This is a genomic window from Pseudoduganella umbonata, assembly GCF_014192225.1.
Lineage (GTDB): Bacteria > Pseudomonadota > Gammaproteobacteria > Burkholderiales > Burkholderiaceae_D > Rugamonas > Rugamonas umbonata.
The window spans coordinates 117,682-132,767 of the sequence record NZ_JACHXS010000009.1; the positions used below are offsets into that span (position 1 = coordinate 117,682).

Annotated in this window: 10 protein-coding genes; all 10 read right to left on the minus strand. The window is 65.4% G+C overall.

All coding sequences use genetic code 11. The features are described from left to right. Window positions 1-19: 19 nt before the first annotated feature. A complete protein-coding gene (infB, locus tag FHS02_RS21655; protein WP_137316372.1) occupies window positions 20-2,896 on the minus strand; it encodes a translation initiation factor IF-2 in 2,877 nt (958 codons plus the stop codon). Between the two features lie 80 nt (window positions 2,897-2,976). Then, window positions 2,977-4,542 (minus strand): transcription termination factor NusA, encoded by a 1,566-nt coding sequence (gene nusA / locus FHS02_RS21660; RefSeq protein ID WP_131147441.1) that lies wholly within the window; start codon window positions 4,540-4,542, stop codon window positions 2,977-2,979. Further along, window positions 4,539-5,027, minus strand: a complete 489-nt coding sequence (rimP, locus tag FHS02_RS21665) for a ribosome maturation factor RimP (protein WP_137316371.1) — start codon at window positions 5,025-5,027, stop codon at window positions 4,539-4,541. The genes nusA and rimP overlap by 4 nt, the downstream gene beginning before the upstream one ends. Before the next feature lie 555 nt (window positions 5,028-5,582). After that, window positions 5,583-7,766, minus strand: a complete 2,184-nt coding sequence (rluB, locus tag FHS02_RS21670) for a 23S rRNA pseudouridine(2605) synthase RluB (RefSeq protein WP_137316370.1) — start codon at window positions 7,764-7,766, stop codon at window positions 5,583-5,585. Then, on the minus strand, window positions 7,753-8,475 hold the full coding sequence (gene scpB, locus FHS02_RS21675; protein WP_137316369.1) for an SMC-Scp complex subunit ScpB: 723 nt from the start codon (window positions 8,473-8,475) through the stop codon (window positions 7,753-7,755). Before scpB ends, rluB begins: the two co-directional genes overlap by 14 nt. Window positions 8,476-8,804: 329 nt before the next feature. Continuing rightward, window positions 8,805-9,821: a glucokinase gene (locus tag FHS02_RS21680; RefSeq protein WP_137316368.1), complete on the minus strand. Its 1,017-nt coding sequence runs from the start codon at window positions 9,819-9,821 to the stop codon at window positions 8,805-8,807. A 301-nt stretch (window positions 9,822-10,122) separates the two neighbouring features. After that, window positions 10,123-11,082: a VTT domain-containing protein gene (locus FHS02_RS21685; protein WP_137316367.1), complete on the minus strand. Its 960-nt coding sequence runs from the start codon at window positions 11,080-11,082 to the stop codon at window positions 10,123-10,125. A 12-nt stretch (window positions 11,083-11,094) separates the two neighbouring features. Beyond that, window positions 11,095-12,798, minus strand: a complete 1,704-nt coding sequence (locus tag FHS02_RS21690) for an ABC transporter ATP-binding protein (RefSeq protein WP_137316366.1) — start codon at window positions 12,796-12,798, stop codon at window positions 11,095-11,097. Then, entirely contained in the window at window positions 12,795-13,805 is a 1,011-nt protein-coding gene (locus FHS02_RS21695; RefSeq protein WP_137316365.1) for an ABC transporter permease, read from the minus strand. The genes FHS02_RS21690 and FHS02_RS21695 overlap by 4 nt, the downstream gene beginning before the upstream one ends. Next, the gene (locus FHS02_RS21700; RefSeq protein ID WP_137316364.1) at window positions 13,802-14,740 is read right to left on the minus strand and encodes an ABC transporter permease; all 939 of its coding nucleotides are present in this window, start codon (window positions 14,738-14,740) and stop codon (window positions 13,802-13,804) included. The genes FHS02_RS21695 and FHS02_RS21700 overlap by 4 nt, the downstream gene beginning before the upstream one ends. Window positions 14,741-15,086: the final 346 nt, after the last annotated feature.

Genomic DNA, 15,086 nt, shown 5'->3' on the forward strand with positions numbered 1-15,086 from the left:
TGCTGCCTGAGTGTCTCGCTTACAGCGTACGTGCCACTTCCTGGATCTCGAACACTTCCAGGGTGTCGCCAACCTGGATGTCGTTGTAGTTCTTCAGCGACAGGCCGCACTCCAGACCGGCGCGCACTTCTTTCGCGTCGTCCTTGAAGCGCTTCAGCGAGTCGATCTCGCCGGTCCACACGACGATGTTGTTGCGCAGCAGGCGTACCGACGAGGAACGCTTGACCACGCCATCGGTGACCAGGCAACCGGCGATCGCGCCGACCTTCGACACCAGGATGACCTGGCGGATTTCCACCTGGCCCGTGATGTGCTCGCGCTTCTCCGGTGCCAGCATGCCGGACATTGCCGCCTTCACCTCTTCGATCGCGTCGTAGATGATGTTGTAGTAGCGGATGTCCACGCCGTTGGTCTCGGCCAGCTTGCGCGCCTGGGCGTCGGCACGGGCGTTGAAGCCGATGATGACTGCCTTCGACGCGGTCGCCAGGTTGACGTCCGATTCCGTGATGCCGCCGACGGCCGCGTGCACGATCTGCACCCGCACTTCGGAGGTCGACAGTTTCTGCAGCGAGCCAACCAGCGCTTCCTGCGAACCCTGCACGTCGGTCTTGACGATCAGCGGCACGTTCTGCACTTCGCCTTCGGCCATTTGGTCGAACAGGTTCTCCAGCTTGGCGGCCTGCTGCTTGGCCAGCTTGACGTCGCGGTACTTACCTTGACGGAACAGGCCGATCTCGCGCGCCTTGCGCTCGTCCGCCATGACCATGACTTCTTCGCCGGCGGCCGGCACTTCGGTCAGGCCCTGGATCTCGACCGGGATCGACGGACCGGCTTCGGATACCGACTTGCCATTCTCGTCCAGCATCGCACGGACACGGCCGTACGACGAACCGGCCAGCACCACGTCGCCACGCTTCAGCGTACCGGACTGCACCAGGATCGTGGCGACCGGGCCGCGGCCCTTGTCCAGGCGGGCTTCGACCACCAGGCCACGCGCCAGGCTTTCCACCGGTGCCTTCAGTTCCAGCACTTCGGCTTGCAGCAGCACGTTTTCCAGCAGCGCATCGATGCCCTGGCCCGTCTTCGCGGACACCGGCACGAACGGCGACTCGCCGCCGTATTCTTCCGGCACCACGCCTTCGGTGATCAGTTCCTGCGTCACGCGTTCCAGGTTGCCGCCCGGCTTGTCGATCTTGTTGATCGCCACCACCAGCGGCACGCCGGCAGCTTTCGCGTGGGCGATCGCTTCCTTCGTCTGCGGCATCACGCCATCGTCCGCCGCCACCACCAGGATGACGATGTCGGTGGCCTTGGCACCGCGGGCACGCATTGCCGTGAAGGCTTCGTGGCCCGGGGTATCCAGGAACGTGATCATGCCGCGCGGCGTATCGACGTGGTATGCGCCGATGTGCTGCGTGATGCCGCCGGCTTCGCCCGACGCCACCTTGGCGCGGCGGATATAGTCCAGCAGCGAGGTCTTGCCGTGGTCGACGTGGCCCATGACGGTCACGACCGGAGCGCGCGGCTTCGCTTCGTGATGCGTCTGTTCGCCCTGGTCGGCCAGGATCGCTTCCGGATCGTCCTCGGCGGCGGCATGCGCCTTGTGGCCCATTTCCTCGACGACGATCATCGCCGTTTCCTGGTCCAGCACCTGGTTGATGGTGCACATCTGGCCCAGCTTCATCAGCTGCTTGATCACCTCGGATGCCTTGACGGCCATCTTGTGCGCCAGTTCGGCGACGGTGATGGTTTCCGGCACGTGCACTTCCTTGACGATCGCTTCCGTCGGTGCCTGGAAGTTCGATTCGCGGTCATCGTGGTGCGAATTGCGGCCACGGCCGCCACGGCCGCCACCGGCACGCCAGCCATCGCGGCTGGTCGGCCCGGTGCTCGTGCCGCGGCCCTTGCCGCCGCCCGGCGCGCCGCGCTTCTTGGCATCGTCCGACCAGGTCGACGACACGTTGGCCGACTTGATCGACTTGCGATCGCCCGGCTTTTTATCGTCTTTCTTGTCGGTCGTTGCCGGCGTGGTGGTGCCCGGCTTCTTGTCGGCCGGCTTGTGCAGCGTGCCAGCCGGCGCAGCCGGCTTGGCGACCACGGGTGCCGGTTCCGGCGCCTTGATCACGCGGCGCGGCTGCGCCATCATGGCCTTGATCTGGGCCACTTCGTCGGCTACGGCCTTGCGGGCACGCTCGGTGGCCGCGGCACGTTCCGCGGCTTCCTTGGTTGCCTGCTCGGCCTTCTTCTTGGCTTCCTCGGCGTCGGCCGCGCGTTTCTTGTCGGCGGCTTCGGACTCCGCCTGCTTCTGCGCGTCGCGTGCACCGGCCTTGTCGGCGGCGGCCTTCTCGGCAGCGGCTTTCGCGGCTTCCTCGTCGGCGCGGCGCTTGGCTTCCGCTTCTGCAGCAGCGGTGGCCTTCGCTTGCGCTTCCTTCTCGGCGTCCAGGCGTGCCAGCGCCTCCTGCTTCTCGCGCAGGTCCGCTTCCTGGCGGGCGATCAGCTCGGCCTGGCGGCGTGCATCTTCCTCGCGGCGGGCGTTCTCGGCCTCGTCGACCACCGGTGCCGCCGGGGCGGGCGTGGTGGTCGCGGGCAGGTCGTCGCGCTGCACGAAGGTGCGCTTCTTGCGCACTTCAACCTGGATCGTGCGGGTCTTGCCGGAGGCATCGGCCTGCTTGATCTCGTTGGTTTCCTTGCGCGTTACCGTGATTTTCTTCTTCTCGGATGCTCCAGCCGCGCCGTGCGTGCGGCGCAGGTGCTCCAGCAGCTTGTCCTTATCATCTTTCGACAATGGATCTGACGCCGAGCTCTTCTCGACGCCGGCAGAACGCAGCTGCGTCAGCAGCAGGTCTGCAGGCATCTTCAGTTCGGTGGCAAATTGGGCTACGTTGTTACTCGCCATTCAGTCCTCTTTTCTATGTGTCGCGTCGATGATAAGTAATAAGCTATGAAGCAGCTTGGCTGGTGGGGTGGCCAGGGCGCTCAGGCCTTGGCCGCCTCGGCCAGCGACCATGCCTTGGCCTGCAGGGCCTTGGCGCGATCGTCGTACTTTCCGTCGACCAGCTTCATTTCATCGTCGGTCACATCTTCAAATTCATTTTTAATCAGTTCAGTGGCACGGTCCGTCGACAGCGCCAGGATGGCGCCGAACTCGTCGTATGCCAGGCCGGCGAACTGTTCCAGCGTCTTGATGCCCGCCAGACCCAGCTTGCCCGCCGTGATGCGGTCCATGCCTTCCAGGCCGACCAGGCCTTCGTCCATCCCTTCCAGGCCTTCTTCCGAAGCGATCGCCTCCGTCACCAGCGCATCCCGCGCACGGGTACGCAGTTCGTTGACGGTGTCTTCGTCGAAGGCTTCGATATCCAGCATTTCGGAGATCGGCACGTAGGCGATCTCTTCCAGGCTGCTGAAGCCTTCCTCGACCAGGATGTCGGCCACTTCCTGGTCCACATCGAGCTTCTCCATGAACAGCGAGCGTACCGCCGCCGTTTCCTGGGCTGCCTTGTCGGCCGATTCCTCGGCCGTCATGATGTTGATCTTCCAGCCGGTCAGCTCGGAAGCCAGGCGCACGTTCTGGCCGGAACGGCCGATCGCGATTGCCAGGTTTTCCTCGTCGACGACGACGTCCATCGCGTGCTTGTCTTCATCGACCATGATCGACGACACGTTGGCCGGGGCCAGCGCGCCGATCACGAACTGCGCCGGGTCTTCGGACCACAGCACGATGTCGACGCGCTCGCCGCCCAGTTCACCGGTCACGGCCTGCACGCGCGAACCGCGCATGCCGACGCAGGTACCGATCGGGTCGATGCGCTTGTCGGCCGTGAAGACGGCGATCTTGGCGCGCACGCCGGCATCGCGGGCGGCCGATTTAATTTCCAGCATGCCCTGCTCGATTTCCGGCACTTCCAGCTCGAACAGCTTCATGATGAATTCCGGCGCGGTGCGCGACAGGATCACCTGCGGGCCGCGCATGTTGCGGTCCACGCGCAGGATATAGGCCCGCACGCGGTCGCCGATGCGCAGGTTTTCCTTCGGGATCATCTGGTCGCGCGGCAGGCGTGCTTCGATCTTGCCGGATTCGACGATCGCATCGCCGCGTTCCATGCGCTTGATCGTGCCGGTCACCAGCGCGTCGCCGCGCTCGAGGAAGTCCTGCAGGATCTGCTCGCGTTCGGCATCGCGCACGCGCTGCAGTACGACCTGCTTGGTGTCCTGCGCGAAGCGGCGGCCGAATTCCACCGATTCGATCGGCTCTTCGATGTATTCGTCGACTTCGATATCGGGGATCTGTTCCTTGGCTTCGAACAGAAGCACTTCCTGGTCAGGCAATTGCAGGCCGGCTTCGTCAGGCACCACGTGCCAGCGGCGGAAGGATTCGAATTCGCCGGAATCGCGGTCGATCGAAACGCGAATGTCGACTTCGCCTTCATAGCGTTTCTTCGTGGCTTGCGCCAACGCGAATTCGAGCGCGCCGAATACCACGTCCTTGTCGACGTTCTTCTCGCGCGCAAGCGCGTCCACCAATAACAAAACTTCGCGACTCATGCTTTGCGGCTCCTAAAATCCACCTGTGGCACCAAGCGTGCCTTATCCATATCCGCGAGCGTGAAATTCAGCAACGCAGGACCATCTTTACTTTCAAATTCAATTCCCAGCTGGTCACCCTCGGGTGCCTGCAGGATGCCCTGGTAGGACTTGCGGTTGGCGGTGCCCGGCAGCGCCATGCGCAGCTTGACGATTGCCTCGTGGCCGGCAAAGCGCTCGAAATCGGACAGCTTGCGCAGCGGCCTGTCCAGGCCGGGCGACGAAATCTCGAGCCGTTCGTATGGCACGTTCTCGACCGTCAGCACGTGCGACAGCTGGTGACTCACCGTGGCGCAGTCTTCCACCGTGATCGGGCCCTTTTCCTCTGCGTCCGCAGGGAGGAAATCGATGTACACGCGCAGCAGGCCGCGTTCGGCCCGTTCAAAATCGACCAGGTCGTAGCCGAGACCCGCGACGGTCTTCTCAATCAGTTCCGGCAGTTGCAAAGGAAAATCTCCAGATCGGGGCCCGCCGGCGCACTTGCCGGGAACCCGCTAAAACAGTTCAAATAACAGCTTGTTTTCCGCTCACCGGGCGCCGGCTGGGCGCTTACTTTTCCGTGAGCAAAAAAAAAATGGGCAACTGCCCATCTTCTTGTACTACCAGCCAGATGAAAGCATCTTTTCAAAGGGAAATCCTCGAAGGGAATAATCCCTTAAGGAAACCATCCTTTTGAAGAACTTTTACTAGGCCGCTTATTATAACGGCATATCCATTTCGCTGCAATGCCGCATAGGCGAAGCGGACGCCGTTACAACAGAGTCAAAGTTGGTTTTTATACTGCCGGGTAGCAGCAAACCAGGGGAGCGAGAGGCTGATGTGGCGCGAAAATACCGCGCCACGGACCTGTAGGTGTCTTATTTATAGACAGTCTTCTCGAAATCAAGCGGTTAATCCGACTCGGGGCTTGCAAAGTCCACGAAACCTCATCCATCCAGTCCCGGCCTTGCAAGGCCGGGCCGTTCGCCAGGCGTGGAGCGATGCTCCACGAATTCCCTGGCTTACCCTTTTCGCCGCCGCGGCATGCCGTGATCGGTGGCGCCGCCGCGCGGCTGGCCGCCGCCGCGGCGTTGCGGCTGGCCGCCGAAGCCGAACGTGGTCTGCAGCGGGTCCGGCTGGCGCGGACGCCCGCTCTTGCCCTGCTGCGGACGACCGCTGCCCTCGCCCAGGCCCGGGCGGCCCGGACGGCCCGCGCCGCCGGTGCCACCCGCACCGCCCGCACCGCCCGCACCGCGGGCAGGACGGCCGAGACCGGAGCCGGCACCGAAGTAGCTGCCGGCACCCTGACCGCCAGGACGGCCGCCGCGCGGCGCCTGCGGGAACGGATCGGCATTCTTGTTCGAGATGTCCATCCGGTTGAAGTTGGGCTCGCGCTCGCGCTCGCGTTCGCGGTTGCCGCGCTTCTCGCCGCCGCTGCGCTCATTGCCATTGCCGCTACGCTCGCCGGCGCTGCGTTCGTTGCCGCCGCGCTCGTTGCCGCTGCGTTCGCCGCCCTTGCCGGCCTTCGGCTCGCCGCCGATAGCCTTTTTCTCGACGCCGACGAAGGCCATCAGGTCGCGTACCGTGTTCTCTTCCATCTCTTCCCAGCGGCCGCGCTTCAGGTTCGACGGCAGCGTCAGCGCACCGTAGCGGGTACGGATCAGGCGCGAAACGGTCAGGCCGACGGCTTCGAACATGCGGCGCACTTCGCGGTTGCGGCCTTCGCCGATCACCACGCGGTACCACTTGTTGACGCCTTCGCCGCCGCCGTCGGCGATCTTCGAGAACTGCGCCAGGCCGTCTTCCAGCTCGACGCCGGCCAGCAGTTTCTGGCGCATGCCCTCTTCCAGCTCGCCCAGCGTGCGCACGGCATATTCGCGATCGATGTTGTAACGCGGGTGCATCAGGCGGTTCGCCAGGTCGCCGGAAGTGGTGAACAGCAGCAGGCCTTCGGTATTGAAGTCCAGGCGGCCCACGGCCAGCCATTTGCCGACCTTCATCTGCGGCAGGCGGTCGAACACGGACGGACGGCCGTCCGGATCGTCATGCGACACGATCTCGCCGGCCGGCTTGTGGTAGACCAGCACGCGCGGCGGCTTCTTGCTGACTTTCCGCTGGATCAGCTTGCCGTTGATGCGCACCGCATCGTTCGGCAGGATGCGCTGGCCGATGTGGGCCGGCTCGCCATTGACCGACACGCGGCCAGCAACGATCAGGTCTTCCATGTCGCGGCGCGAGCCGAGGCCTGCTTCGGCCAGCACCTTGTGCAGCTTCGGCGCATCGTCTTCGGCCGTCAGGTCGCGCCGGACGGTTTTCTGCTGGCCCTTGCCGCGCGCGCCGTCTTCCTGGTCGAACGCTTCGGACGTGACGAACGAGAACACGGCATCGGCTTCGCTCAGCTTGCCGCCACCCTGGCGCTGGCCCTGCGCGCCGGGGCGCTGGCCTTTGCCGCGGGTGTTCTGCGCATTCTTGTCGCTGCGCTGGCCTTCGGTGCGCACTTCGCCACGATTGCCTTCGCCGCGATTGCCTTCGCCACGGCCCTTGCCCTTGTTGCGGCCGTTTTCGCGGCGCGGCGCGTCATCGCGTGCGGCGCGTTCCTGCGGGGCGGCTTCGGCCTGTGCCGGTGCGCCGGCTGGCGCTTCGGCAACCTGCGCGTCTGGCTGGGCAGTTGGCTGGGCAGTTGGCTGAGATTCGGCCACGGCCGGTGCCTGCTCGGCTTTCAGCGCCTCGCGCACGGCGCGCTCGTTGCGCATCTGCCGCGGGCCGCGCGGCGTGCGGGGCTTTTTCGGCGCCGCCTCGTCGCTGCCGGCCGCATCGGCCGGTTGCGCGGCCGGTTGCGCTACCGCAACGGCTGGCGCCGCTTCGGCGACGGCTTCGGCCGGAGCTTCCACCTTCGGCTTGCGGGCACGGGGCTTTTTCACGGGTGCGGCTTCGTCCGCGGCCGGTGCCGCAGCGACTGGCGCTGGCGCGGCAGGTGCCTGGGCGGCAGGCGCCTCATCGGTGGCGGCGGATTCGACCTTCTTGCGGGTCCGCTTGGGCTTGGCCGGCGCATCGGCCGGAGCAGCCTGCGCTGGCGCAGCGGCTTCGACAGGCGCGGATGGCGCGGCTGCCGCTTCGGCGGCGATCTGCGCCTTGGTGCGACGCTTCGGCTTCACGGCCGGTTCAGCCGGCGTGCCGGTCTCGGTAATGTTCTCAGTATTGTTCATGCGTATTTTCTTGCGTGGGCTCAGCGTCAGGCGCCTGCATCGCATCGGTGGCGGATGCTTCCCCGGGCGCTACATTGTCAGTGACATCGGCGGCATGCGCCGCCTTCTCGAAATTCTCCTGCAGCGCGGCTTCGAGCATTTCGATCGAATTGGCGTTCTGCGTATCGCTGATTTGCTGCAAAGGCGGCAGCTGGGACAGCGACTGTAAGCCCAGGTCGTCCAGGAACTGTTTCGTGGTACCGAGGAGCGCCGGCCGGCCCGGCACGTCGCGGTGGCCCACAGTGTCGACCCAGCCGCGCTCTTCGAGCATCCGGATCGTCTGCGAATTCACCGCCACGCCGCGAATCTCCTCGATATCGCCACGCGTGACCGGCTGGCGGTAAGCGATGATCGCCAGCGTCTCGAGCGTGGCCCGCGAATACTTTTGCGGCTTTTCCGGGTTCAGGCGGTCCAGGTACTGCTTCATTTCGGGCCGGCTCTGGAAGCGCCAGCCGGAGGCCAGGCCGACGACTTCGACACCCCTGCCCTGCCAGTCCTGCCGCAACTGCTCAAGCAGGGCGCGGATCTCGTCGGCGCCGACACCGTCGGCCAATGGACGGCCCGCATCGTCGACATCGACGAACAGCCGGCGCAGGCTGTGCATCGACAACGGCTCACGCGCGCATAGCAATGCGGTTTCGAGGACTTTTTTCGCCTCAGCTGTATCCATATGCCAACATGTGGTCGCCGCATCCCGGCAGGAAAAAATTACGCTGGATTTCAGCGAATTGCCGGAAACACCGGGCGTAACTGCCCGGGGCGGCCTGGGCGTCAGTTCTGGATATCAGTTCCGGGCGTCAGTTCGCGAACCTGGGCGTCAGTAATCAAATAAGGTCAACGATGGTGAGAAGTGTTTTCAAGACCTGAAAACCTTGTCGGCCTTACCCGGAAGAGTTGCCGGATCGGGTGGCGCCGTTTCATCCAATGACGGGCATTGTACTCCATAAAACCGCGCGAAGTGCAATTCGCGGTTCAGGCGTAACGGACCAGTGTAACCGATCAGGCGCCCAGGCGCTCGGCGAGGATTGCGGAAACGCCAACGAAGGCCGGATATTCCGCGGTGATGACGAAGGCCGGAATCCCCGACAGGTACTGGCGGAAGCGGCCTTTCGCCTCGAAGCGGGCGCGGAAGCACGAGCGGTCGAAGCGCTCGCCCAGCTTCGGCACGATGCCGCCGCCGATATAAATGCCGCCCTGCGCACCGAGCGTCACCGCCAGGTTGGCGGCGATGGTGCCCAGCATGCCGCAGAACGTTTCGATCGCCTCGTCGCACAGCGCGCAGTCGCCGTCCAGCGCGCGGCGCGCGATCTCGGCGGGAGTGAGCGCCTCCGCCGGCAGCTTGCGGTAATCGGCCAGCGCGCGGTAGATCAGTTCGATGCCGGCGCCCGACATCAGCCGTTCGGCCGAGACGTGCTCGAATTCGCGCCAGGCGAACTGCAGGATCGCCACTTCGATTTCATTGACGGGCGAGAAGCTGACATGGCCGCCCTCGGACAGCAGCGCCGTCCAGCCCGATGCGCCCGGGATCAGGCCCGACACGCCCAGGCCGGTACCGGCGCCGATCAGGCCCAGCGGCGAATCCGGCACTGCCGCGCCGCCACCCACCTGCCGCTTGTGCGTGCCCAGAAACGGCAGCGAGCGGGCCAGCGCCGTAAAGTCGTTGACGACCGCCAGCACCTCGAAGCCGCACTCCTGGCGCATCCCTTCGATCGAGAACTCCCAGTGGTGATTCGTCATCCGCACGTAGTCGCCCGTCACCGGGTTGGCGATCGCGATCGCGCCGTGGCGCACCACGGGCGCGGCGGCCGCCACGTCCGGCAAGGCCAGGTAAGCCTGCAGCGCCGCCGCCAGCGTCGGATAGCCGGCGCCCGCCAGCACGTGGATGTGGCTCACCTGCCCCGGCGCCGATTCCAGCGCGAAGCGGGCATTGGTGCCGCCCACGTCGGCCAGCAGCCGGGGCCCACCGGGAAATGCGGAAACGAGGGTCTGCTGCGCGGGAGTCGACATGGCGTTCATGGGCACGAAAGAAGAAGTTGAAGCTGCATGCTAGCGGATTTCTTGGCGAACGCGCAAGAGTTGGCTGTAGTTTGGGTACAAACTGACGTATGACTGTGGGACAACTGCAAATTCGGCGTAGTAGTATGACTACCAAAAACCGGTGACAGGCTCCAGGTTTCTGGAAACATTTCTCGGAAACCGGTGTCTGTCACCGGTTTTTTGGAAACATTTCTCAAAACCTGGTGTCTGTCACCGGTTTTTTTGAAATATTTCCCGGAAACTGGTGCCTGTCACCGGTTTCGAGGGCGGTGGAGATGCGTCAGCGGTCCGTGGCGGGAATCTGTTCGCCGACCACCACCGTGTCGCCGGTGCGGAAGGCGGTGTTGTACGCTTCCAGTCCGCCATGCAGCGGCTTGGCCAGCGTGTAGCCGCGCTCGTGCAGTTGCTTGGCCACGCTGGCGGCGGTGACGTCGTTCGGGCAGCTGCAGTAGACGACGATGTGCCGGTCGCGCGGCAGCGCGCCCAGCAGCGCGGACAGGTTGCCGTCCACCGGCAGCGCGCCGGGTATCGACGGTTCCAGCTGGCGGGCGGTGGCGCTGCGCGCATCGACCATGACCGGCTCGTGGCCGGCATCGAGCAGCGCGCGCAGCTGGTCGACGTCGATCCGTTCGGTCTGCATCGCGCGCTGGAAGCGGCGCCGCTCGACGTACTTGAACAGCACGAACAGCGCCAGCAGCGTGCCGAGCACGGCCAGCGCGGTGCCGCCCATCGTCGACAGCACTTCCAGCACTTCGTCGATGTTCTCGTTGAAATACACGCCGATCAGGATGCCGGTCAGGCTCCACAGCAGGCTGCCCAGCAGGCTGAACGACAGGAACAGCGGCAACCGCGTGCCCATCGCGCCGGCCATCGGCGGTGCGATCGTGTTGAAGCCGGGGATGAACTTGGCCACCACCATCGACTTCACGCCCCATTTCTTGAAATTGTCTTCCGTCTGGGAGACGCAGTAATCGGGCGACAGGGAGATCCGGCACAGCACCTTCAGGATGCGCCTGCCATAGCGGCGCCCGGCGCTGAACCAGAACATGTCGGCCATCACGCAGCCGGCCAGCGCCACGGCGAGCACGGCGGGCAGCGGCGTACCGCCGTTCATCGCCAGCGCGCCGGCCACGATCAGCACCGGATACGCGGGAATCGGCGCCCCCATCTGCTCGACCAGGACGACGATGAAGACGATCAGCACGCCGTATTCCTGCAACAGATAGATCAAGTTCGCCATAGTTCCGCCATCTTACTCCACGCCACGGGGAAACGCCGACAACAAGCTGCGCGTGTAGGGATGCCGGGGGTTGCGGTACAACTCGTCGGCATCCGCGCTCTCGACCACGGCGCCGCCCTGCATCACCATGACCCGGTCCGAGATGTACTTCACCACCGCCAGGTCGTGCGAAATGAACAGGTAGGACAGCGCGAACTCGTCCTGCAGGTCCTGCAGCAGGTTCAGCACCTGGGCCTGCACCGACACGTCCAGCGCCGACACGGATTCGTCGCAGACGAGGATTTCCGGCTGCATCGTCAGGCAGCGCGCGATGGCGATGCGCTGGCGCTGGCCGCCGCTGAACTCGTGCGGATAACGGTGGAATGCCTGCGCCGGCATGCCCACCCGGGCCAGCAGCTCCAGTGCCATTGCCACTCTTTGCGCGTCATCGGCGCCGATGCGGTGCAAACGCATCGGTTCGAGCAGGATCTGCCCGACCGTGAAACGGGGATTCAGCGAGGCATAGGGATTCTGGAAAATGATCTGGATGCGCCGCTTGTAGGGATGGAAGGCGCGCTCCGGCAGCGCCAGCAGGTCGCGCCCGTCGAACAGCGCGCTGCCGCCGGTGGCGCGGTGCAGCCGCAGCAGGGTCAGGCCCACCGTCGTCTTGCCCGAGCCGGATTCACCCACCACGCCCAGCGTCTTCCCGCGCGGCAGCTGGAACGACACGTCCTTCACGGCCTGGAATTCGCGCTTGCCGAACAGCCCCTCGCGGATCCAGAAGCTCTTGCGCAGGTTGCGCACGTCCAGGATGATGTCGTCGTCCGGCCCGTAGCCGCGCGTGCGCTGCGGAACCGGCTCGCTGTCCGGCCCCCTTCCTGACTCTCTCTTCAGGTAATCGTCGATCACCGGCAGCCGGACCGGCCGGGAATCCAGCGACGGCCGGCAGTGCAGCAGCGCCCGCGTGTACGGGTCGCGCGGCGCGCCGAGCACCTGCCGCGCGGGGCCCGCTTCGCGGATCTCGCCATGCCGCATCACGATCACGTGGTCGGCGATCTCGCCCACCAGCCCCAGGTCGTGCGTGATGAACAGCACCGCCATGCCCCGCTCGCGCTGCAGCCGCGCGATCAGCGCGAGGATCTGCTTCTGGATCGTCACGTCCAGCGCGGTGGTCGGCTCGTCGGCGATCAGCAGCTTCGGTTCGCACGCGATCGCCATGGCGATCATCACGCGCTGCTGCTGGCCGCCGGACAGCTGGCCCGGGTACGCATCGATCTTCACGGCCGGATCGGGTATGCCCACCTCCTCCAGCAGGGCCAGGGTGCGGGCGCGGGCCTGCCGCCGGCTCATGCCCATGTGCCGGCGCAATACCTCGCCCACCTGGAAACCCACCGTGAAGACGGGGTTCAGCGACGACATCGGCTCCTGGAAGATCATCGCGATCTCGCGGCCGCACAGCGCACGCCGCTCGCCCGCCGGCAGGCGCAGCACGTCGCGGCCATCGAAGCGGATGCTGCTCGCCGGGTCGACCAGCGTGGACTCCGCCGGCAGCAGGCCCATCACCGCCAGCGAGCTGACCGACTTGCCGCTGCCCGATTCCCCCACCAGCGCCACGGTCGCATGGCGCGGCACGTCGAACGAAATGCCTTTCACGGCTTCGACCGTGCTATGCCGGTCGACCCGGAACGCGATGCGCAGGCCGCGCACCGCCAGCAGCGCGTCATCGGCCGGGTTCATGCCTTGACCTTCGGGTCGAGCGCGTCGCGCAGCGCATCCGCGACCAGGGAGAAGGCCGTCACGAGCAGCGCCATCGCCGTCGCGGCGGCCGTCAGCTGCCACCATTTGCCCAGCAACAGCTCGTTCTGCGCCTCGTTCAGCATCGAGCCCCACGACACCACGCCGGCCGGCACGCCGAAGCCGAGGAACGACAGGATCACCTCGGCCTTGATGAAGCCCACCACCAGGATCGAGACCTGCACCAGCGCCACGTGGCTGACGTTGGGGAAGATGTGGGCGAACATCCGCCGCCACGCGGAAGCGCCGATGGCCTGTGCCGCCAGCACGTACTCGCGGCGCCTGTGGCGCAGGTATTCGGCGCGCATCAGCCGGTACGGGCCGGTCCAGCCGGTGAGCCCGAGGATCAGCACGATCGTGCCGACGCCCTTGGTTTGCAGCACCGCGGCCACGGTCAGGATCATCAGGATGGCGGGGATCGCCGTGAATACGCTGTACAGCCACTCGAACAGGTCGTCGACGATGCCGCCGAAGTAGCCCGCCAGCGCGCCGGCCAGCGTGCCCAGGCCCACCGCGACGAAGGCCGCCACCAGGCCGACGACGATCGACGTTTCGGCCCCCTTGATGGTTTTCTGCACGATGTCGTGGCCCCACTTGTCGGCGCCGAACGGCAGCGTGGCCCGGCGCGCCTGCGTCGCGGCAGCGTCGGGCAGCGCGGCGCGCAGCGCCGCCAGGTCGGCGGCCAGCGGATCGAACGGATTGCCGCGAGCGGCCGAAATTGAAGCCGGGGCCGGTATGGGGACGGAACCGGAGGCGCCCAGGAACGATGGCGGCGCGTAGCTGACACCGACTTCGCGCTCCCAGCCGGCGGCAACCAGCCCGGCGGCGGACAGCGCGACCAGCACCAGCCAGCCGGCCACCACGGCCAGCGCCGCCATCGCCAGCCGGTCGGCGCGCAGCCGCCGCCACGCAAGCGTCCACACACCGGGCGCGCCGCGAAACAGCGTCATGCCGGCTGCACCCGCGGATCGGCGACCCGGTACAGCACGTCCGCCAGCAGGTTGAACACCATCGTCGCGGCGGCCACGTACACGGTGATGGCCTTGATGACGGGGAAGTCGCTGCGCTCGACGGCCAGGATCACTTCCCTGCCGATGCCGGGAATGCCGAAGAAGCGCTCCAGCAGGAAGGCGCCGATCAGCAGCGCCGGCAGGCTGGCCATCACGTGCGTGATGACCGGGATCGCCGCGTTCCTCAGCACGTGCACCCACATCACGCGCCGCTCCGGCAGACCCTTGGCGCGCGCGGTGCGCACGTAATCCTGGCCGGCTTCGTCCAGCACGAAGCTGCGGTACAGCCGCAGCGTCGGCGCCACCGATACCGCCAGGCCGATGAGGATCGGCAGCGGCGCATAGCGCAGCAGGTTTTCCGCGAGGCTGTCGCCCCAGCCCTGCACGGGGAACAGGCCGAGCCTGTAGGCCAGGCCGTACTGGAACGCGATGATGTAGACCAGGATCGACACCGACATGGCTGCCGTGCAGGCCACCATCACGGCGCGGTCGGTCAGCGAGCCGCGTACGAAGGCGATGGCCAGCGCCAGCGCGATGCAGAGCGCCGTTTCAATGACGGTCAGCGGCACCAGCACCGTCAGCGACGGCCCCAGCCGGGAAGCGATGATGTGCCCGACCGGTTCGCCGGTGGCCCAGCTCTGGCCGAAGTCGAACGTGGCGATCTGTTTCACGAAGATCAGCAGCTGCACGTGATAGGGATCGTCCATCCCCAGTTGCCGGCGGATGCCGGCGATGGCTTCCGCACTCGACATCTTGCCCGCCAGCACATAGGCAGGATCGCCGCCCACCCAGTTGAACAGCATGAACACCAGCAGCACGACGCCGGCCATGGTGGGCAGCATCTGCCACAGGCGCCGCGGGACGAATGAAAGCATGACGGGACCATGGATCGAAAGCGTAACGGTAACGTAAAACCGGAAGGCACGGCAGTATCCCGCTCCGACAAAATAAAGTTGCTACGTAAAAAGTTTGACGCGAAAGTGTATCAATTCGCCCACATTCCATATATACCGTTTATTTCATATGGAAAGTATCAGATGACCGAAGATCATTACCCAAGATTCACGGTCAACAAAATTTTCACGTTTTACTTGCCTTACGCCTACATCGATCTCGATTTGTGGCTTCCATCGGAATTCACTCGGACAACTTTTTATTTGACCGCCATGAATCCGAAATGATTACATGCAGCCTCAAGGAAGCAGAGCGCTTCCTGAAACC